17 protein-coding genes and 4 tRNA genes are annotated in these 19,408 nt (G+C 60.1%); 13 read left to right on the top strand and 8 right to left on the bottom strand.

Annotated elements, in window-relative coordinates:
• The first annotated feature begins 146 nt into the window (after positions 1-146).
• The 5 genes from thrP to FHU12_RS21520 all read left to right on the top strand — a co-directional run bounded on the left by thrP (position 147) and on the right by FHU12_RS21520 (position 2,180).
• Positions 147-1,550 carry a bifunctional threonine/serine APC transporter ThrP gene (gene thrP, locus FHU12_RS21540; protein WP_025304867.1) on the top strand — a complete coding sequence of 468 codons (1,404 nt, stop codon included), beginning with the start codon at positions 147-149 and terminating at the stop codon, positions 1,548-1,550.
• A 135-nt stretch (positions 1,551-1,685) separates the two neighbouring features.
• Positions 1,686-1,762 (top strand) — tRNA-Arg (locus tag FHU12_RS21535).
• A gap of 63 nt (positions 1,763-1,825) precedes the next feature.
• Positions 1,826-1,901, top strand: a tRNA-His gene (locus tag FHU12_RS21530).
• A gap of 41 nt (positions 1,902-1,942) precedes the next feature.
• Positions 1,943-2,029 (top strand) — tRNA-Leu (locus FHU12_RS21525).
• Between the two features lie 74 nt (positions 2,030-2,103).
• Positions 2,104-2,180, top strand: a tRNA-Pro gene (locus FHU12_RS21520).
• Between the two features lie 720 nt (positions 2,181-2,900).
• Here FHU12_RS21520 and hemY read toward each other — a convergent pair.
• The 4 genes from hemY to hemC are packed head-to-tail and all read right to left on the bottom strand — an operon-like array spanning position 2,901 to position 6,926.
• A complete protein-coding gene (hemY, locus tag FHU12_RS21515) occupies positions 2,901-4,097 on the bottom strand; it encodes a protoheme IX biogenesis protein HemY (RefSeq protein ID WP_141971689.1) in 1,197 nt (398 codons plus the stop codon).
• Positions 4,098-4,100: 3 nt separating this feature from the next.
• Positions 4,101-5,225, bottom strand: a complete 1,125-nt coding sequence (gene hemX / locus FHU12_RS21510) for a uroporphyrinogen-III C-methyltransferase (RefSeq protein WP_141971687.1) — start codon at positions 5,223-5,225, stop codon at positions 4,101-4,103.
• Between the two features lie 22 nt (positions 5,226-5,247).
• Positions 5,248-5,988, bottom strand: a complete 741-nt coding sequence (gene hemD / locus FHU12_RS21505; protein WP_141971685.1) for a uroporphyrinogen-III synthase — start codon at positions 5,986-5,988, stop codon at positions 5,248-5,250.
• Complete coding sequence (gene hemC / locus FHU12_RS21500; protein ID WP_141971682.1) at positions 5,985-6,926, bottom strand: hydroxymethylbilane synthase; 942 nt, start codon at positions 6,924-6,926, stop codon at positions 5,985-5,987. Before hemC ends, hemD begins: the two co-directional genes overlap by 4 nt.
• 316 nt (positions 6,927-7,242) lie before the next feature.
• Here hemC and FHU12_RS21495 point away from each other — a divergent pair, with 316 nt between their 5' ends.
• A complete protein-coding gene (locus tag FHU12_RS21495) occupies positions 7,243-9,795 on the top strand; it encodes a class I adenylate cyclase (RefSeq protein WP_019452546.1) in 2,553 nt (850 codons plus the stop codon).
• Positions 9,796-9,831: 36 nt separating this feature from the next.
• Here FHU12_RS21495 and cyaY read toward each other — a convergent pair whose 3' ends face one another.
• Entirely contained in the window at positions 9,832-10,152 is a 321-nt protein-coding gene (cyaY, locus tag FHU12_RS21490; RefSeq protein WP_004934237.1) for an iron donor protein CyaY, read from the bottom strand.
• A 78-nt stretch (positions 10,153-10,230) separates the two neighbouring features.
• On the opposite strand from cyaY, the gene lptM reads away from it, so the two are divergent.
• From lptM to uvrD, 6 genes are all read left to right on the top strand, one after another.
• Positions 10,231-10,437 (top strand): LPS translocon maturation chaperone LptM, encoded by a 207-nt coding sequence (gene lptM / locus FHU12_RS21485; protein ID WP_048232385.1) that lies wholly within the window; start codon positions 10,231-10,233, stop codon positions 10,435-10,437.
• A 71-nt stretch (positions 10,438-10,508) separates the two neighbouring features.
• Positions 10,509-11,333 carry a diaminopimelate epimerase gene (gene dapF, locus FHU12_RS21480; RefSeq protein WP_004934244.1) on the top strand — a complete coding sequence of 275 codons (825 nt, stop codon included), beginning with the start codon at positions 10,509-10,511 and terminating at the stop codon, positions 11,331-11,333.
• Positions 11,330-12,043, top strand: coding sequence for a DUF484 domain-containing protein (locus FHU12_RS21475; protein WP_038874100.1), 714 nt, complete (start codon positions 11,330-11,332; stop codon positions 12,041-12,043). The genes dapF and FHU12_RS21475 overlap by 4 nt, the downstream gene beginning before the upstream one ends.
• Complete coding sequence (gene xerC / locus FHU12_RS21470; RefSeq protein WP_060434799.1) at positions 12,040-12,951, top strand: tyrosine recombinase XerC; 912 nt, start codon at positions 12,040-12,042, stop codon at positions 12,949-12,951. The genes FHU12_RS21475 and xerC overlap by 4 nt, the downstream gene beginning before the upstream one ends.
• Positions 12,951-13,667 carry a 5-amino-6-(5-phospho-D-ribitylamino)uracil phosphatase YigB gene (yigB, locus tag FHU12_RS21465; protein ID WP_025304873.1) on the top strand — a complete coding sequence of 239 codons (717 nt, stop codon included), beginning with the start codon at positions 12,951-12,953 and terminating at the stop codon, positions 13,665-13,667. Before xerC ends, yigB begins: the two co-directional genes overlap by 1 nt.
• 78 nt (positions 13,668-13,745) lie before the next feature.
• Entirely contained in the window at positions 13,746-15,908 is a 2,163-nt protein-coding gene (gene uvrD, locus FHU12_RS21460) for a DNA helicase II (protein ID WP_038874108.1), read from the top strand.
• Between the two features lie 45 nt (positions 15,909-15,953).
• On the opposite strand, the gene FHU12_RS21455 is transcribed toward uvrD, so the two are convergent.
• On the bottom strand, positions 15,954-16,427 hold the full coding sequence (locus FHU12_RS21455) for a WbuC family cupin fold metalloprotein (RefSeq protein WP_004934257.1): 474 nt from the start codon (positions 16,425-16,427) through the stop codon (positions 15,954-15,956).
• Positions 16,428-16,871: 444 nt separating this feature from the next.
• On the opposite strand from FHU12_RS21455, the gene corA reads away from it, so the two are divergent.
• Positions 16,872-17,822: a magnesium/cobalt transporter CorA gene (gene corA / locus FHU12_RS21450; RefSeq protein ID WP_004934262.1), complete on the top strand. Its 951-nt coding sequence runs from the start codon at positions 16,872-16,874 to the stop codon at positions 17,820-17,822.
• 21 nt (positions 17,823-17,843) lie between these two features.
• Here corA and rarD read toward each other — a convergent pair whose 3' ends face one another.
• Together rarD and FHU12_RS21440 are read right to left on the bottom strand one after the other, a co-directional pair.
• Complete coding sequence (gene rarD, locus FHU12_RS21445; RefSeq protein ID WP_141971680.1) at positions 17,844-18,731, bottom strand: EamA family transporter RarD; 888 nt, start codon at positions 18,729-18,731, stop codon at positions 17,844-17,846.
• A gap of 66 nt (positions 18,732-18,797) precedes the next feature.
• Positions 18,798-19,268 carry a thioesterase family protein gene (locus FHU12_RS21440; protein ID WP_141971678.1) on the bottom strand — a complete coding sequence of 157 codons (471 nt, stop codon included), beginning with the start codon at positions 19,266-19,268 and terminating at the stop codon, positions 18,798-18,800.
• Positions 19,269-19,408: the final 140 nt, after the last annotated feature.

The raw sequence follows: 19,408 nt of genomic DNA, 5'->3' as shown, positions 1-19,408 counted from the left end.
CGATGTTCTTCTCACGGTAACTTCGCTCCGACTACCCGTTGATGCCAACCCGAACGGCAGGGGATGATTTATTCTTTTAATAATGACAATAACGACCGGCAGCGGCCGGCAGGCAAACACAACCCGAGAAAAATTATTGAGGATTTATGGCACACAAAGAGAAACCGCAAGGGCTACACCGGGGCCTTGAGGCCCGGCACATCGAGCTTATCGCTCTGGGGGGCACCATCGGTGTCGGCCTGTTTATGGGGTCGGCCAGTACGCTGAAATGGGCGGGGCCGTCGGTACTGCTGGCCTACATCATCGCCGGGCTGTTCGTGTTCTTTATTATGCGTTCGATGGGGGAGATGCTGTTCCTCGAGCCGGTCGCCGGGTCGTTTGCCGTTTACGCGCATAAATACATGAATCCCTATTTCGGTTACCTGACCGCCTGGGGCTACTGGTTTATGTGGATTGCCGTCGGCATTTCTGAGATCACCGCCATCGGGGTGTATGTGCAGTTCTGGTTCCCGGAAATACCGCAGTGGGTGCCGGCGCTGATCGCCGTGGCGATGGTAGCGCTGGCCAACCTGGCGGCGGTGCGCCTGTACGGTGAGCTGGAGTTCTGGTTCGCCATGATCAAGGTCACCACCATCATCGTGATGATTCTGGTGGGGCTGGGGGTGATCTTCTTCGGCTTCGGCAACGGCGGTGAGCCCATCGGTTTCGCCAATCTGACGGCGCACGGCGGTTTCTTTGCCGGCGGCTGGAAAGGCTTCCTGTTTGCGCTGTGCATCGTGGTGGCGTCCTATCAGGGGGTTGAGCTGGTAGGCATCACCGCCGGGGAAGCCAAGAACCCGCAGGTGACGCTGAAACGCGCGATCAACAATATCCTGTGGCGCATCCTGATCTTCTATGTCGGCGCAATCTTCGTCATCGTGACCATCTTCCCGTGGAACGGCATCGGCACCACCGGCAGCCCGTTCGTGCTGACCTTCGCCAAGATCGGCATCGTCGCCGCCGCCGGCATTATCAACTTTGTGGTGCTGACCGCCGCGCTCTCCGGTTGCAACAGCGGCATGTACAGCGGCGGCCGCATGCTGTACGCCCTGGCCAAGAACCGCCAACTGCCGGCGGCGTTGACCAAGCTTTCCGCCAGCGGCGTGCCGGTGAACTGCATCGCCGTCACCATCGCCTGTCTGCTGGTGGGCTCTGCGCTGAACTACATCATCCCGAATCCGGAGCAGGTGTTCGTCTATGTCTACAGCGCCAGCGTGCTGCCGGGCATGGTGCCGTGGTTTGTGGTGCTGATAAGCCAACTCTATTTCCGCCGCGCTCATAAGGAAGCGATCAAAACCCACAGCTTTAAGTCGATCATGTTCCCGTATGTGAACTATCTGACTATCGCTTTTCTGGTTTGCGTGCTGGTCGGCATGGGAATCAACCCGGATACGCGGATTTCCCTGCTGGTCGGGGCGATTTTCTTAGCCGGCGTCAGCCTGTGCTACTTCGCTTTCGGTATGCACAAGAAACATCATCCGGCTGAAAATCGGGTAGAAACGCGGCAATAAACGGTGAAAAGGGGCTACGGAGTGCGCTTTCCCGCGCAGGAGTGAGCAAAGCGTAATCAAACGCAACATTTCTGCGAAAAAGCACTAGACAGGATTGGTGTAAATCCGTAGTATCCCCTCCCGCAACGGCGCTACGCGCCCGTAGCTCAGCTGGATAGAGCGCTGCCCTCCGGAGGCAGAGGTCTCAGGTTCGAATCCTGTCGGGCGCGCCATTAAGTTTGTGCGCAGGAGCTGCGGTGGTAATATTACCGCGTGAGTAAGAAGAAGTAGTAATGGTGGCTATAGCTCAGTTGGTAGAGCCCTGGATTGTGATTCCAGTTGTCGTGGGTTCGAGTCCCATTAGCCACCCCACTTCCTAACGAAGTGAAGATTTAGCAGTATTTTGTGACAGTGCGAAGGTGGCGGAATTGGTAGACGCGCTAGCTTCAGGTGTTAGTGTTCTTACGGACGTGAGGGTTCAAGTCCCTCTCTTCGCACCACGCAAAATATCTGATAAATATAAGATTTATATGGACAACGGTCTGATAAATCGGGTAGTATCAGCAACACAAATCGGCGAGTAGCGCAGCTTGGTAGCGCAACTGGTTTGGGACCAGTGGGTCGGAGGTTCGAATCCTCTCTCGCCGACCACATTCGAAAAACCTGCTTTTTAAAGCAGGTTTTTTTTCGTCTGTCGTTTATGAGGATGAGCACCTCCGCAGGCGGTTCGAGCCTCGTGAAACGAATATCGGCAAGCCCGTGCAGCACTGCGCGGGCTTTTTTGCCTCTCTGGGGGGAGCATCGGGTGCCTGCCTGCAAACGTGTTGGTTTTCAGCGACAATACCATCCGGCGCTGTCGTCAGGTTGAGACAAATAATTCATTGATTTAAAAAGATAAAGCGGGCTTTGACTTAAGTCGTCGTTTCGAGGCGACAACCTGATAAAGACCGCCGGCAAAGAACGCCAGAGAGTGATTTGTGACGGGAAAGGCAGAGTTAAATAAAAAATCAATATTTTCAATGCATTACTATCTATCTTTCTATGTGAGAGCCTCAATTTAAAAGTTGGCACGCCAAGTGCATTATCTATTGCGTAGATGCTCATTCCACCTCTTATGTTCGCCTTAGGCCTCATAAACCCTGGGAATGACGCAGAGCCGATTTAGGGTGCCTATCGCCCACGAGAACGATGACTAACCCGTCATCACGCTCAGGGCAGAACGTTGAGTGAGGCACCGCCCCTGTTGTCCTAGACCTGATTGCTTCTTTATACACTTGCCATGCGGCAAGTGTTTTTTTTGCGCTTCAGAAAACCATTGGGCAAAAAAAAAGCGCGGCATCGGAGCCGCGCTTTTCTCTCTCGGGCAGGGCGTTATTCGCCGCCGTTCTGTTTCAGCGTCAACATCAGCCCCTCACGCCGCATCTGCGCCGCTTCATCCGAACGATGCAGTTTTTCCAGCGTATCGGCCAACCAGGCGTAGTCGTAGGCATCCGGGCGCTGTTTCAGCGCTTCACGGAAGACGTCGGCCGCTTGCTGCCACTCGCCGTGCTTCATCAGCAACTGCCCCAGCGTGCTGTTCAACAGCGGCGTCGCACCGTGTTGCTTCATCTGCTGGCGCAGCGCTTTCTCCAACTGCTCGGGGTTGCCGGACTTCAGCCGCGGCAGCAACAGCACCAGGCGCTCGTCGTATTGGCGCTTCAGGCTGTCGAGCACAATCTCCTGCGCCAGTTCGTGGTCGTTGCATTCGATCAGGTGTTCCACCATCGCGATTTGCAGCGGCACTTCGTGACGCGTCTTGCGGCTCTGATCTTTCCACCAGCGCTTCAGGCCTTCGCTGCCTTCGTCCGCCATCGCCTGATTCATCAGCCCGATATAAGCCTGTTGCTGCAAGGCCTGCAGCTGCTCTTCGCTGTGGAGTTCGATTTTACGCATCGACGGCAGCACTTCCAGCAGCGACGCATAGGCACCGGTGCGCAGATAGGCTTGTTCCGCCAGGCGCAGCACTTGCGGATGGCGCGGCGCCTGGTTAAGCAGGCGATCGACGCCGTGGCGCGCGGCGTGGTTCTCGCCCTGCGCCAGCTGGATACGAACCCGGGTGATATCCACCGGCAGCTGATCGGTGTCGGCCGCTTCGGCAGCGCGCTCCAGATATTGATTGGTGCGGAAGTCGTCGCCGCGTTGTTGTGCGGCTTCGGCGGCCAGCAGGTAGTTCACCACCGGCTGTTCGGCGTGGTCGGCGTTGCGCGTCATCAGCTTCTCAACCTGCTTGTAGTCGCCTTCCGCCAGCTTGATCAGCGCGGCTTTGGTTTGCTGGCGTGCGCGGGTGCGCTTACGGCCGATAAACCAACCGCGCGTGCGGGCGCCGGTACGGAAGAGACGGCGCAGGATCCACTCGATCACCAGCAGCACCACGAACAGCAGTACCAGCATGATCACCAGGCCGGTGACGCTGGTTTCGACATTGTAGTTATCGGTCTGGATCAGTACATAGCCCTGATGCCCGGCCAACATCGGCCCGAGCACCACGCTGGCGATCACCACCAGGAACAGAAATAGCACGCGTAACATGGCTTAACCCTCCTGGTGAACGGCAGGGGACTGGGTCATCAGGTTGCGCACCCGGGTCTGCATCACTTTTTCCAGCAGCGGCTGGCTTTTCAGCTGATCCGGCACGTCCATCGAGATCGACTGCTGGCTCAGGCTGTCCAGCTCTTCCAGGAAAGCCTTGGTCGCCGGATCGGTGGTGTCGAAATAGGCGCGCACCCAGGTGGAGACGGTTTCCAGCGATTGCTTGTAGGTCTCGTTCTGGTGGCGCGGGATGGCCTGTGCCGCCACCAGCAGGCGCGAACGGATATTTTCGCGCAGGTAGATGTCCTGGTTCGGCGCCAGCAGCGGCTCGGCGCTGGTGTCGCGGCGGCGGATGGTGATGAAGTCGGCCATGAAATTGCGCCAGCTCTTGGCCAGGTTCTGCCGCCATTCGCCGATCGAGCCGGAGAGCTCGCTGCTGTTTTGATCCATCGGCGCTTCGTCGGTGTCGTTATCTGCCAGGCGCAGGTTATCCACCTGATTGGACAGCTGGTTGACCTTGAGAATGATGCCGTCGTAATCGACCTGGGTCAGCGTGGAAAGCGTGCTGATGTCTTCGGTAATGGCGCGGCGCACGTCGAGCAGGCTGGGATCGTTCATATCCGCCAGGCTAGCGTCGGCGCTTTTCAGCAGCGCGGCGGCGCTGGTGACGTCCTGATCGCTCCAAAGCTTGCGGCCGGCCATTTTCACCAGGAAATCGGCCTGTGCCAGCAGCCAGGTTTTGGCATCGCTACCGGAGATGGTCGCCACTTTTTCCTGCAGTTCGCTCAGCTGGCGCGCCAGATTCGCCTGCTCGCGATCGGCGGCATCCAGGGTTTTACCCTGCTGCTGCAACAGGCCCTCTAGTGCATTTCTTTCCTGCTGTTGGCTCTGCTTCACGCCTTCAAGCTGCTGCTGCAGCGCCTGGTTGGCGGCGATCAGCTGCTGTGCCTGCTTGTGCGTGTGATAATAGCCGCCCGCGCCGAGGGCGATGACCAGCACGATAGCAATCGCGCCGAGCACCGGGCCGGTGTTCTTGCCTTTGCGGCTGGCAGCGGCTGGCTGCTGGGAGCTCTCAACCGCGGTGGTTGGCTCTTCAACCGGGGCGGATGGGGTATTTTGTTCCGTCATAGTGGCACATCCCATAGTCAGATTATTGTAGCGCGCGGATCAGCGCGTCATTATCGGCGTTGTCAGCTACCCGAATCGTACGCCAGCCCAATTCCCGGGCGAGGGTAGCCAGGCGTTCGCTCACTACTACCAGGCGGCAATGCAGCAGCCATGAAGAACGATAGTAATCAGGAACTAAAGTATAGAGCTGTTGTAACATTTCACCGCTGGTCACCACCAGCGTATCCACACCGGCGCGCTGCCAGTGGGCGCTTTGCTCGCTGCCGTCGTAGTGCACCGGGCTGCGTTGATAGCATTCATAATAGCTGACGTCGGCGCCGCGCTCGCTCAGCGTCGACCCCAACAGTTCGCGGCCACCGTTGCCGCGTAAAATCAGCGCGCGTTTGCCCGCCAGCTTTTGCAGCGCCGGCAGCAGCAGCAGCGTTTCGCTGATTTCGCGTTCGCGCGGGTATTCCACCGGCAAACTGCTGATGCGGTGCAGCGCCAGCCCGGTGGTGCGACCGATGGCGTAATACGCCAGGTGCGCGGGCCAGCTCAACCCGGCACGGCCGATGACCGAATCGGCATAGTTCACCGAATGTTGCGACAGTACGAATACCAGATCGCCGGCGCTAAGCTGCTGCAACGCCTGCGGCAGCTGCGGCAGATCGTTGCCGGGGGCGAAGTCGATCAGCGGTGCATGATAGGCAACCCGGCCGAGTGCGCGCAGCCGGCTCACTAACTGCTCGCCCGAAGGCGATGGGCGGGTTACCAGGATCGTCATGCCGGCGGGTTTCCCTGGTAAACCTCACGCAGGATCTCGCGCGCGCCGCGCGCCAGCAGTTCTTCCGCCAGCTCAACGCCCATCCGTTCGGCCTCGGCGGCCGGGCCGCGGCGTTCGCCGCGCACCATCTGGCTGCCGTCCGGGGCACCGACCAGGGCACGCAGCCACAGGCTGTCGCCTTCCAGTTCGGCATAGCTGCCGATCGGCACCTGGCAGCCGCCTTCCAGACGGGTGTTCATCGCCCGTTCGGCACGCACGCGGGTTTCGGTAGCCGCATGGTTCAGCGGCGCCAGCAGCGCGCGGGTGACGCAGTCGTCAAGGCGGCATTCAATGCCGACCGCACCCTGACCGACCGCCGGCAGGCACTCTTCAGCGCTCAACGGGCTGCGGATGCGTTGCTCCAGCCCCAGGCGTTTCAGGCCGGCCACCGCCAGAATAATCGCGTCGTAGTCGCCGTTGTCCAGCTTGGCCAGGCGAGTGCCGACATTGCCGCGCAGGTCGCGCACGATCAGGTCCGGGCGGCGTTCACGCAGCTGGCACTGGCGGCGCAGGCTGGAAGTGCCGACCACGCTGCCCTGCGGCAGTTGATCGAGCGAGGCGAAACGGTTGGAAACAAAAGCGTCGCGCGGATCTTCGCGTTCGCAAATGGTGGTCAAACCGAGGCCGGCAGGGAAATCGACCGGCACGTCTTTCATCGAGTGCACGGCGATGTCGGCGCGGCCTTCCAGCAACGCCAGCTCGAGTTCTTTAACAAACAGGCCTTTACCGCCGACTTTCGCCAGCGGCGTATCCAGAATAACGTCGCCGCGCGTGACCATCGGCACCAACTCGACCTGCAGGCCGGGATGGCTGGCCATCAGACGTTGCTGCACATAATGTGCTTGCCAAAGTGCAAGCGGGCTTTGTCGGGTGGCAATTCGAATAATTTTGTCTAACATGCTTGTTACCGTTTTTATATTTCGCCATCCATCCTACCACTGAGAGCCAATACTGTCAGTGCAAGAAGCCGGAGGCGGAAAAAGGACAACGGAATCAAAGGGACGTGTGATGTGCTTTGGGGCAGTTAACACTGCGGGTAAATCGTTTAGGGAAGCGCTACAATAATTGTGAAGCGTTACCTCCTTTACGGTCAATCAGCAAGGTGTTAAATTGATCACGTTTCCAGCAATAAGTCGCCAAATATTCTTCTTACACTAACGGCGCTTATGGAATACGGGTTTTTTTCTAAACACCGGGATAATCAGGCGAGACGTCTTGTACCTCTACATCGAGACATTGAAGCAGAGACTGGATGCGATCAATCAGCTACGCGTCGATCGCGCCCTAGCGGCTATGAAGCCCGCGTTTCAACGGGTATACAGTCTGCTGCCCACCTTACTGCACCACCACCACCCGCTGATGCCGGGTTACCTGAACGGTAACGTTCCCCACGGCATTTGCCTCTACACGCCTGATGAAACTCAACAAGATTACCTGAACGATTTAGAAGACAAATGGGGCAGCCCGTTTGACAAACCGGCCAGCGGCGAGCTGCCGATCACCGGCGTCTACTCGATGGGCAGCACCTCGTCTATCGGCCAAAGCTGCAGCTCGGATCTCGACATCTGGGTCTGCCACCAGTCCTGGCTGGACAACGAAGAACGCACCCGCCTGCAGCAAAAATGCAGCCTGCTTGAGAAGTGGGCCGCCTCGATGGGGGTGGAAGTCAGCTTCTTCCTGATCGACGAAAACCGCTTCCGCCATAATGAAAGCGGCAGCCTGGGTGGCGAAGACTGCGGCTCGACGCAGCATATCCTGTTGCTCGACGAATTTTACCGCACCGCGGTGCGCCTGGCCGGCAAACGCATCCTGTGGAACATGGTGCCGGGCGAAGAAGAAGCGCACTACGATGAATACGTGCTGTCGCTGTACGCGCAGGGCGCGCTGACGCCGAACGAGTGGCTGGATCTCGGCGGCCTGAGTTCGCTGTCGGCGGAAGAGTACTTCGGCGCCAGCCTGTGGCAGCTGTACAAGAGCATCGATTCGCCTTACAAGGCGGTGCTGAAGACCCTGCTGCTGGAAGCCTATTCCTGGGAATACCCCAATACCCAACTGCTGGCGACGGACATCAAACACCGCCTGCATCAGGGTGAGATCGTCAGCTTCGGGCTCGACGCCTACTGCATGATGCTCGAGCGCGTGACCCGCTACCTGACCGACATCAATGACACCACCCGCCTCGATCTGGCCCGCCGCTGTTTCTACCTGAAAGTGTGTGAAAAGCTGTCGCTGGCCAAGGCCTGCGTCGGCTGGCGGCGCGAGATCCTCAGCCAGCTGGTCAGCGAGTGGGGCTGGAGCGAAGAGCGCCTGGCGATGCTGGACAACCGCGCCAACTGGAAAATCGAACGGGTGCGCGAAGCGCATAACGAACTGCTCGACGCGATGATGCAGAGCTACCGCAACCTGATCCGTTTCGCCCGCCGCAACAACCTCAGCGTCAGCGCCAGCCCGCAGGATATCGGCGTGCTGACCCGCAAACTGTATGCGGCGTTCGAAGCGCTGCCCGGCAAGGTGACGCTGGTGAACCCGCAGATCTCACCGGACCTGTCGGAAAACGATTTAACCTTTATTCACGTGCCGGTTGGCCGCGCCAACCGCACCGGCTGGTACCTGTATAATCAGGCACCGGCCATGGATTCGATCGTCAGCCATCAGCCGCTGGAATATAACCGCTACCTGAACAAGCTGGTGGCCTGGGCCTATTTCAACGGCCTGCTGACGCCGCAGACCCGCCTGCACATCAAAAGCGGCAACCTGTGCGACACCGCCAAACTGCAGGAACTGGTGGCCGACGTTTCTCATCACTTCCCGCTGCGCCTGCCGGCGCCAACGCCGAAAGCGCTGTACAGCCCGTGTGAGATCCGGCATTTGGCGATCATCGTCAATCTGGAAAACGATCCGACCGCCGCCTTCCGTAATCAGGTAGTACACTTCGATTTCCGCAAGCTGGACGTGTTCAGCTTTGGCCAGCAGCAGCAGTGTCTGGTGGGCAGCATCGATCTGCTGTACCGCAACTCCTGGAACGAAGTGCGCACCCTGCATTTCAGCGGCGAGCAGTCGGTGCTGGAAGCGTTGAAAACCATTCTCGGCAAAATGCACCAGGATGCCGCGCCGCCGGAGTCGGTGGAAGTGTTCTGCTACAGCCAGCACCTGCGCGGCCTGATCCGCACCCGTATCCAGCAGCTGGTGTCGGAGTGCATCGAGCTGCGCCTGTCCAGCACTCGCCTGGAACCCGGCCGCTTCAAGGCGGTGCGCGTCGCCGGGCAGACCTGGGGGCTGTTCTTCGAGCGCTTGAGCGTGTCGGTGCAAAAGTTGGAAAATGCGGTGGAGTTCTACGGCGCGATCTCCAACAACAAGCTGCACGGCCTGTCTATCAAGGTGGAAACCGATCAGGTGCATCTGCCGCCGGTGGTGGATGGTTTCGCCAGCGAGGGGATCATCCAGTTCTTCTTCGAAGACACCTCAGACGACAAGGGCTTCAACATCTATATTCTGGACGAGTCGAATCGGGTGGAGGTGTATCACCACTGCGAGGGCAGTAAGGAGGAGCTGGTGCGCGACGTCAGCCGCTTCTACTCCTCTTCGCACGATCGCTTCACCTACGGCTCCAGCTTCATCAACTTCAACCTGCCGCAGTTCTATCAGATCGTGCAGCTCGACGGGCGCACGCAGGTGATCCCTTTCCGCAGCAACGTGCTGTCCAGCCTGTGCGTGACGGTGGCCGACGGCGCCGCTCAGCCGCTGAAACAGCAGTTCCAGCTGCATTGACGCCGCAAGGGCTCGGTTGCCGAGCCCTGCTTAGCCTCAGGAAAAATGCAGTTCCTCGCCGGCCTGCGCGCTGGCCGCTTCGCTGAGCAGCTGATAAAACGGCTGCCCGCTGCGATCGCATAGCCAAACGCCGTCGCGGTAGTTGAAGTGGTAACCGCCGGCCTTGGTGGCGAGCCACACCTGGTGCAGCGGCTCCTGGCGGTTGATGACGATTTTGGTGCCGTTTTCGAAGCTCAGCGTCATTACGCCGCCATTGGTTTCGTAATCGATGTCCGCATCGCCGTCAAAATCGTCCAGTGTCTCTTCAATATTCAGCATCAGCTGGTCGGCCAACTGATGAAACTCGCTGTCGTTCATATTCAATTCCTATTGCTTTTCATGATCCACCTGCGATTATAGAGACCTTGGACGCATGAATTACAGGCATTAATGCAAATGAAAAAACAACTACGCTATGCGCTGATGGCAGTTCTGCTTACCGGCCTCGCCGGCTGTGGTCTGAAGGGCCCGCTTTACTTCCCACCTGCCGATTCCGCCGGCCAAAAACCGGCCAAGCCGCCGGTGCAAACGGGCGATCAGGTGCAAAAGAACCAGCAGGAGCAGTCTGGCTCTCAGCAAAAACCGTCGATGGTCGACCAGTAACACCCTGTTTGCGGTGGCCAGCGCCGCCGCAAAATCAAGACGGATAGCGCGTCCAGATAGCGGAGTATGATATGCAGTTCTCCAAAATGCACGGTCTGGGCAACGACTTTATGGTGGTCGATGCCGTTACACAGAATGTCTATTTTTCACCTGAGCTGATCCGCCGGCTGGCCGATCGGCACCTGGGCGTCGGCTTTGACCAGATGCTGGTGGTAGAACCGCCTTACGATCCCGAGCTGGATTTTCACTACCGAATTTTTAACGCCGACGGCAGCGAAGTGGCGCAGTGCGGCAACGGCGCGCGTTGCTTCGCGCGTTTCGTACGGCTGAAAGGGCTGACCAACAAACGCGATATTCGCGTCAGCACCCAAACCGGGCGCATGGTGCTCAGCGTCACCGACGACGATCTGGTGTGCGTCAACATGGGCGAGCCGAATTTCGACCCGCAGGCGGTGCCGTTCCGCGCCGCCAAGGCCGAAAAGACCTACATCATGCGCGCGGCGGAACATACCGTGCTGTGCGGCGTGGTGTCGATGGGCAACCCGCATTGTGTTTTGCAGGTGGATGATGTAAAAACCGCCAAGGTGGAGCTGCTCGGGCCGGTGCTGGAAGGGCATGAGCGCTTCCCGGAACGGGCCAACATCGGCTTTATGCAGGTGGTCAGCCGCGATCACATCAAGCTGCGCGTTTACGAGCGCGGCGCCGGCGAAACGCAGGCCTGCGGCAGCGGCGCCTGTGCGGCGGTGGCGGTGGGGATCCAACAGGAATTGCTGTCAGAAGAGGTGCATGTAGAACTGCCGGGCGGCAGCCTGCATATTCGCTGGAAAGGGCCGGGCAACCCGCTGTTTATGACCGGTCCGGCAACCCATGTCTATGACGGATTTATTCATCTATGAAAAGCGTAGAAGAACAGAGCGTCGCCGGCCTGGCGCTGGATGACGACACCGTGATGCAGTATCTGCTGCAGAACCCGGATTTCTTTATTCGCAACGCACGCCAGGTTGAACAGATGCGCGTGCCGCACCCGGTGCGCGGCACCGTTTCGCTGGTGGAATGGCATCTGGCCCGCCAGCGCAATCACATCGAACGGCTGGAAGAAGAGATCACGCTGTTGATGGAACAGGCCAGCGCCAACGAAGGGCTGTTCGCCCGGTTGCTGCACCTGCAGGCCGATTTGGCCACCGCCGACAGCCTGCAGGACATGCTCAATCGGCTGCAGCGCTGGGCGCGCGGCTTCGGTTTAGCCGGCGCCACGGTGCGCCTGTTCGCCGAACGCTGGAAGATCGGCGCACCTTCCGACTTCACCCACCTGGCGCTGACGCGTTCGGCGTTCGAGCCGTTCCGCATTCAGCGGCTGGGCAGCGAACAACACTACCTCGGTGGTCTGAACGGCCCCGAACTGCTGCTGCTGTTGCCGCAGGCCAAACAGATTGGCCAGATTGGCTCGGTGGCGCTGTCGATGCTGGGCGACGACGGCGAACTGGGCATGGTGATCTTCAGCAGCCGCGATACGCAACACTATCAGCAGGGCATGGGCACGGTGATGCTCAATCAACTGGCGCGCATGCTGCCGGAACTGCTGGAACGCTGGGTCGAACGCGCATGACGCCGATTGCGCCCAGCCTGCAGCAGCCGGTGGACGCGTTTCTGCGTTATCTCAAGGTAGAACGCCAACTCAGCCCGCTGACGCAGCTCAGCTATTCACGCCAGCTGGCGGCGCTGATGCGCCTGGCGCAGGAGATTGGCGTCACCGACTGGGTGGCGCTGGATGCCGCCCGGGTGCGCATGCTGGCGGCGCGCAGCAAACGCGCCGGCCTGCAGTCCGCCAGCCTGGCGCTGCGGCTTTCTTCGCTGCGCAGTTTCCTCGACTGGCTGGTCAGCCAGGGCGTATTGCACGCCAACCCCGCCAAGGGCATCCGCACGCCGCGCAGCGGCCGCCATCTGCCGAAAAACATCGACGTCGATGAAATGAACCAGCTGCTGGAGATCGATCTCAACGATCCGCTGGCGGTGCGCGATCGCGCCATGCTGGAGGTGATGTACGGCGCCGGCCTGCGCCTCTCCGAGCTGGTGGGGCTGGATTGCCGTCATGTCGATATGGCCGCCGGCGAGGTGTGGGTGATGGGGAAAGGCAGCAAAGAGCGCAAATTGCCGATCGGGCGCACCGCCGTCACCTGGCTGGAACACTGGCTGGCGATGCGCGATCTGTTCGGGCCGGAAGATGACGCGATGTTCCTGTCCAATCAGGGGCGACGCATCTCGACGCGCAACGTGCAAAAGCGCTTCGCCGAGTGGGGCGTGAAACAGGGCGTCAACAGCCATATTCACCCGCACAAGCTGCGCCACTCCTTCGCCACCCACATGCTGGAGTCCAGCGGCGATCTGCGCGCGGTGCAGGAACTGCTCGGCCACGCCAACCTGACCACCACGCAAATTTATACCCACCTCGACTTTCAACATCTGGCGAACGTGTACGATGCCGCGCATCCGCGTGCCAAACGGGGGAAATCCTGATGCATTTTTATCGCCCGCTGCGCCCGCTGGCGGCGCTGACTTTCGATCTGGACGACACGCTGTATGATAACCGTCCGGTGATCCGGCAAACCGAACAACAATCGGTGGCCTTCCTGCAGAGTTACCACCCCGGCCTGAGCAGCTTTCAGTCGGCGGATTTTCATCGCCTGCGTCAGGAGCTACGCGAGCAGGAGCCGGAGATCTACCATGACGTCACCCAGTGGCGCTGGCGTGCCATTCATCTGGCGCTGAGCCGGCAGGGGCTGCGCGACGCCGAAGCGGCGATCGGGGCCGATGCGGCGATGCAGAACTTCGCGCTGTGGCGCAGCCGCATCGAGGTGCCGGAAGCGACCCACGCCACGCTGAAGGCGTTGGCCGCGCGCTACCCGCTGGTGGCGATCACCAACGGCAACGTCGATCCGTCGCTATGCGGCCTGGACGGTTATTTCCAGTTCGTGTTGCGCTCCGGGCCGGACGGGCGCGCCAAGCCGTACCAGGACATGTACCACCTGGCCGTTGAGCGGCTGGGCGTGGCGCCCGAGCAGATCCTGCACGTGGGCGACGATCTGACTACCGACGTCGCCGGCGCGCTGCGCGCGGGGCTGCAGGCCTGTTGGATCAACGATCGGCAACGCTGCCTGATGCAGGCTGCCGACAGCCGCTTGCTGCCGCATATTGAGATTTCGCAGTTGGCATCGCTGACAGCATTGTTATAATCCCTGCCAGAACTCTGTATAAATTTCCAGTGAAAAACCCGTCACCGGCGGGTTTTCCCTTAACCATTAGTGGTGCCTATGGACGTCTCCGATCTGCTCGACAGCCTGAATGAAAAACAACGTGAAGCCGTGGCGGCGCCGCGCAGCAACCTGTTGGTTCTGGCCGGGGCGGGCAGCGGCAAGACCCGGGTACTTGTGCATCGCATCGCCTGGCTGCTGTCGGTGGAGAACTGTTCGCCGTATTCGATTATGGCGGTGACCTTCACCAACAAGGCGGCGGCGGAAATGCGCCACCGTATCGAACATCTGATCGGCACCAGCCAGGGCGGCATGTGGATCGGCACCTTCCACGGCCTGGCGCATCGTCTGCTGCGCGCCCACCACCTGGAAGCCAACCTGCCGCAGGATTTCCAGATCCTCGACAGCGACGACCAGCTGCGGCTGCTCAAGCGCATCATCAAGGCGCTGAACGTCGACGAGAAGCAGTGGCCGCCGCGTCAGGCGATGTGGTACATCAACGGCAAGAAAGACGAGGGCCTGCGCCCACAGCACGTCGAGACCTATAACAACCCGGTAGAGGCCACCTGGCTGCGCATCTACCAGGCCTATCAGGAAGCCTGCGATCGCGCCGGGCTGGTGGATTTCGCCGAGCTGCTGCTGCGCGCGCACGAGCTGTGGCTGAACAAGCCGCATATCCTCAACCACTACCGCGAACGTTTCACCAACGTGCTGGTGGACGAATTCCAGGATACCAACAGCATCCAGTACGCCTGGATCCGTCTGCTGGCGGGCGGCAACAGCAACGTGATGATCGTCGGCGACGATGACCAGTCGATCTACGGCTGGCGCGGCGCGCAGGTGGAAAACATCCAGCGCTTCCTGAAAGATTTCCCCGGCGCGGAAACCATCCGCCTGGAGCAGAACTACCGTTCCACCAGCAACATCCTGAAAGCGGCCAACACCCTGATCGCCAACAACGACGGGCGCATGGGCAAAAACCTGTGGACCGAAGGCGGCGAAGGCGAACCGATCTCCATTTACTGTGCCTTCAACGAACTCGACGAAGCGCGCTTCGTGGTCAACCGCATCAAGACCTGGCAGGACAACGGCGGGGCGCTGAACGACTGCGCCATCCTGTACCGCAGCAACGCCCAGTCGCGCGTGCTGGAAGAGGCGCTGTTGCAGACGGCGATGCCGTACCGCATCTACGGTGGCCAGCGCTTCTTCGAACGCCAGGAAATCAAGGATGCGCTGGCTTACCTGCGCCTTATCTCCAACCGCAACGACGATGCGGCCTTCGAGCGCGTGGTCAACACCCCGACGCGCGGCATCGGCGATCGCACCCTCGACGTGGTGCGCCAGGCGGCGCGCGATCGCCAGCTGACGCTGTGGCAGGCGACGCGCGAGCTGATGCAGGACAAGGTGTTGGCCGGCCGCGCCGCGTCGGCGCTGCAGCGCTTCATCGAACTGGTGGAGTCGCTGGCGCATGAAACCGCCGACATGCCGCTGCACGTGCAGACCGACCGCGTGATCCGCGATTCCGGACTGTTCATCATGTATGAGCAGGAAAAAGGCGAGAAGGGGCAGGCGCGTATCGAAAACCTTGAGGAGCTGGTGACGGCGACGCGCCAGTTCAGCTATCAGGAAGAAGATCAGGATCTAATGCCGCTGCAGGCATTCCTGTCGCATGCGGCGCTGGAAGCGGGCGAAGGCCAGGCCGACGCCTATCAGGATGCGGTGCAGCTGATGACCCTGCACTCGGCCAAGGGGTTGGAGTTCCCGCTGGTGTTTATCGTCGGCATGGAAGAAGGTATGTTCCCGAGCCAGATGTCGCTGGATGAAGGCGGCCGTCTGGAGGAGGAGCGTCGTCTGGCCTATGTGGGCGTAACGCGCGCCATGCAGAAGCTGACGCTGACCTACGCCGAAACGCGCCGTCTGTACGGCAAAGAGGTTTACCATCGGCCGTCGCGCTTTATCGGCGAGCTGCCGGAAGAGTGCGTGGAAGAAGTGCGCCTGCGCGCCAGCGTATCGCGCCCGGTCAATCACCGCCGCATGGGCACGCCGATCAGCGAGAACGATACCGGCTACAAGCTGGGCCAGCGCGTGCGCCATCCCAAGTTTGGCGAAGGCACCATCGTCAATCTGGAGGGCAGCGGCGAGCACAGCCGGCTGCAGATCGCTTTCCCGGGCGAGGGCATCAAGTGGCTGGTGGCGGCCTACGCTCGCCTGGAAACGGTATAAAGAGCGGGGAGAGTTGCAGGGGCAGGCCCCTGCAAGCGTTCATTATCAGTGAGGGTAGCGATCGCCGACCTGCGCGGTGGCATACCAGCGCATCACTGCTTCGGTGCCTTCGCCGCCTTCCTGCGGCGCCCATGGCATGCAGTCCTCTTCGGTCAGTGCCTGATACGGGCCCTGCTTCACTTCGAACACCACGCCGCCGGCATCGACCGACAGCACCGCATGCCAGGTAAATGCCGGCATCTCCAGCACTTTGGTTTCTTCGCCGAGCAGGGTGCGCTGCGTGACGACGCCGTCATCGTTGAACTGCAACACGACAAAACGACCGCGCAGCGGCGTCAGCAGCTCCCAGGTTTGCGGGTGGCGGTGCGGGCGGATATAGGTGCCGGGCTCCATGGCGATCGCCAGGCGTTGCACCGGGTCGCTCAACTCTTCGTGTAAGGTGCGGTGCGCGCGCAGGCGGGCCACGCTGGCGGCCTGTTCGCTCATCGCTGTCAGTTCATGGGCGGTAATCTGTTTCATCATTTAAATCCGCATGCTTGTCGTACCATTAGGGTGACGTCATCTTAACAACATTCTTGGTGGCGGTAAGCGATCGCCGCGACTTTTTCAGCACGGTTTAAGCGCCATTTTTACCATTGATCATCGTGATGATTTGTTGCGCAATTATCCCGCCTAACGTGTTGACAGGCTTTTTCCTCTCGGCGTAACATGCGCGCACTATTATCATTGAGGACAGACGCCTTGGACACACCCAGTAGATACTGGCTCACTGACCTGCGCCGCAGGTATAACTTCTAAGGCTCTCCGTTTTTGCTGATAGCCTTCGTGGTTGTCGGCGACCCCGCAAAGCGTCGCTATGAGTCAGATCTCTTCATGGTCTGAAACAAATCGGTGATACGCATCCCTCTGTTTCTGTGCTTCAACGCGTTGTCCGCACCCGTTACCTTCACGGAGTTTTGGCACATGCTGAGCGCTTTTAAATTAGATAACCGCCGCTTGTCCCGTCTGGAGCTGGACGACTCGGATGATCTCACGTCATCGCTGTGGGTTGATCTGGTCGAGCCGGAAGAGGGCGAGCGTGAGCGCGTACAGAATGAGCTGGGACAAAGCCTGGCGACGCGTCCCGAACTGGACGACATCGAAGCCTCCGCCCGATTCTTCGAAGACGAAGACGGTCTGCATATCCACTCCTTCTTCTACTTCGAAGATGCGGAAGATCACGCCGGCAACTCCACGGTGGCCTTCACCATCCGCGACGGCCGCCTGTATACCCTGCGCGAGCGTGAACTGCCGGCGTTTCGCCTGTACCGCATGCGCGCCCGCAACCAGACCATGCTCGAAGGCAACGCCTACGAACTGCTGCTGGATCTGTTCGAAACCAAGATTGAACAGCTGGCGGACGAGATAGAGAACATCTACAGCGATCTGGAACAGCTCAGCCGGGTGATCATGGAAGGGCATCAGGGCGACGAATACGACGCCGCGCTATCGACGCTGGCGGAGCTGGAAGATATCGGCTGGAAGGTGCGTTTGTGTCTGATGGATACCCAGCGCGCGCTCAACTTCCTGGTGCGCAAGGCGCGTCTGCCGACCGGCCAGCTGGAGCAGGCGCGTGAAGTGCTGCGCGACATCGAATCCCTGCTGCCGCACAACGAATCGCTGTTCCAGAAGGTGAACTTCCTGATGCAGGCGGCGATGGGCTTCATCAATATCGAACAGAACCGCATCATCAAGATCTTCTCGGTGGTGTCGGTGGTGTTCCTGCCGCCTACGCTGGTGGCTTCCAGCTACGGCATGAACTTCGAATTCATGCCGGAACTGAAATGGTCATTCGGCTACCCGGGCGCCATCACGCTGATGATCCTGGCCGGCCTGGCCCCTTATCTGTACTTCAAGCGCAAGAACTGGCTGTAATGTAACCCGGCGGCGCCGGGCTCAGCGGAGCTTGCGTTGGGTGTAGAGTGCATCGAGGGTGAACAGGATCAGCGCCGCCCAGATAAAGCCGAAGGTGACCAGCTTGTCCTGGCCGATGGTCTCACCGTAGAAGGTGACCGCCAGCAGGAACATCAGCGTCGGGCCGAGATACTGGAAGAAACCGAGCGTCGACAGGCGCAGCCGGGTGGCCGCCGCGGTGAAACACAGCAATGGCACGGTGGTGACGATGCCGGCGGCGACCAGCAGCAGGTTCAGCGACCACGGGTTGGCGCTCAGGTGGCTGGTGGGGCTGTCGGCGAACAGGAAAAGATAGGCGGCCGCCACCGGCAGCAGCCACAGCGTCTCAATCAGCATGCCGGTCTGGGCGTCGATGGCAATTTTCTTGCGCAGCAGGCCGTAGAAGGCGAAGCTGAACGCCAGCCCCAGACCGATGATCGGCAACGAGCCGAACTGCCAGAGTTGCACCAGCACTCCGGTGAACGCCAGCGCCACCGCCACCCACTGCATGCGGCGGAAGCGCTCGCCGAGAAACAGCATTCCCAACAGCACGTTAACCAGCGGGTTGATGAAGTAGCCCAGGCTGGCTTCCAGCATATGGTGATTGTTCACCGCCCAGATAAACAGCAGCCAGTTACCGCCGATCAACAGCGCGGTGACCGCCAGCAGCAGCAGCCGTTTGCGATTTTGACAGGCGGCACGCACTTTCGGCCAGCTGCGGCCCAGCGAGATCAGCGCCAGCATGAAGAAAAACGACCAGATGATCCGGTGGGTAAGGATCTCATCGGCGGGTACTTGCTGAATCAGTTTGAAATAGGCCGGGGCGATGCCCCACATAAAATAGGCGGCCAGGGCAAAGAAAATGCCCTGACGCGTTTGCTTTGCGTCCATGACGTCACTCTGGTGGGGAACGTAAGATGCGGTGAGTGTACTGAAGACGCTCACCGCGCACAATCATCAGCCGACCAGATAGGTGGCGGTGGCCGTCGCGATATGCAGGCCGTCGTGGTTATGCAGTTCTACGCGCGCGACGGCGACCTTGTTGCCGCTGCGCAGCACGCTGGCGGAGGCGACGAAGTGCTCGCCGCGGCCGGGGCGCAGGTAGTCGACGCGCAGGTCGATGGTGCCCATGCGCGACAGCTTGGCGGCGATCTCTTCTTCGATCAGCGGCTCCAGGCGCGTCAGCACGCCGCCGGCGCAGGCCAATCCGGCGGCGACGTCAAGCACCGCGGCGATCACGCCGCCGTGCAGAATTTCCTGTGCGGCGTTGCCCACCAGCTTGCGCTGATTGGTGAAGCTCAGCTCGACGTAGTCATCGTCGAAGCGGCGCAGCTCCAGGCCAAGCTCGCGGTTGAACGGCATGTGGTAGACAAAGATTTCGCCGATCTTGCGGCGGGCGGTTTCCAGGGTCAATGGTGTGGTCGACATAGCGGGTTTCCGTTTTTCTTTTGCGTTTTAAGGGAGCTAACTGGTCAGTCCAGGTTAATGGAATGTTGATTTTATGCTTAACCTTTGTTGCTTTCCAGACTATTCCAATAAAACCGGCCTGCGCTGCGGTAAAACGCCCT

The organism is Serratia marcescens (assembly GCF_006715005.1).
Lineage (GTDB): Bacteria > Pseudomonadota > Gammaproteobacteria > Enterobacterales > Enterobacteriaceae > Serratia > Serratia montpellierensis.
The sequence above is the reverse complement of the archived record's forward strand: the minus strand, read 5'-3'. Positions and strand labels throughout refer to the sequence as shown.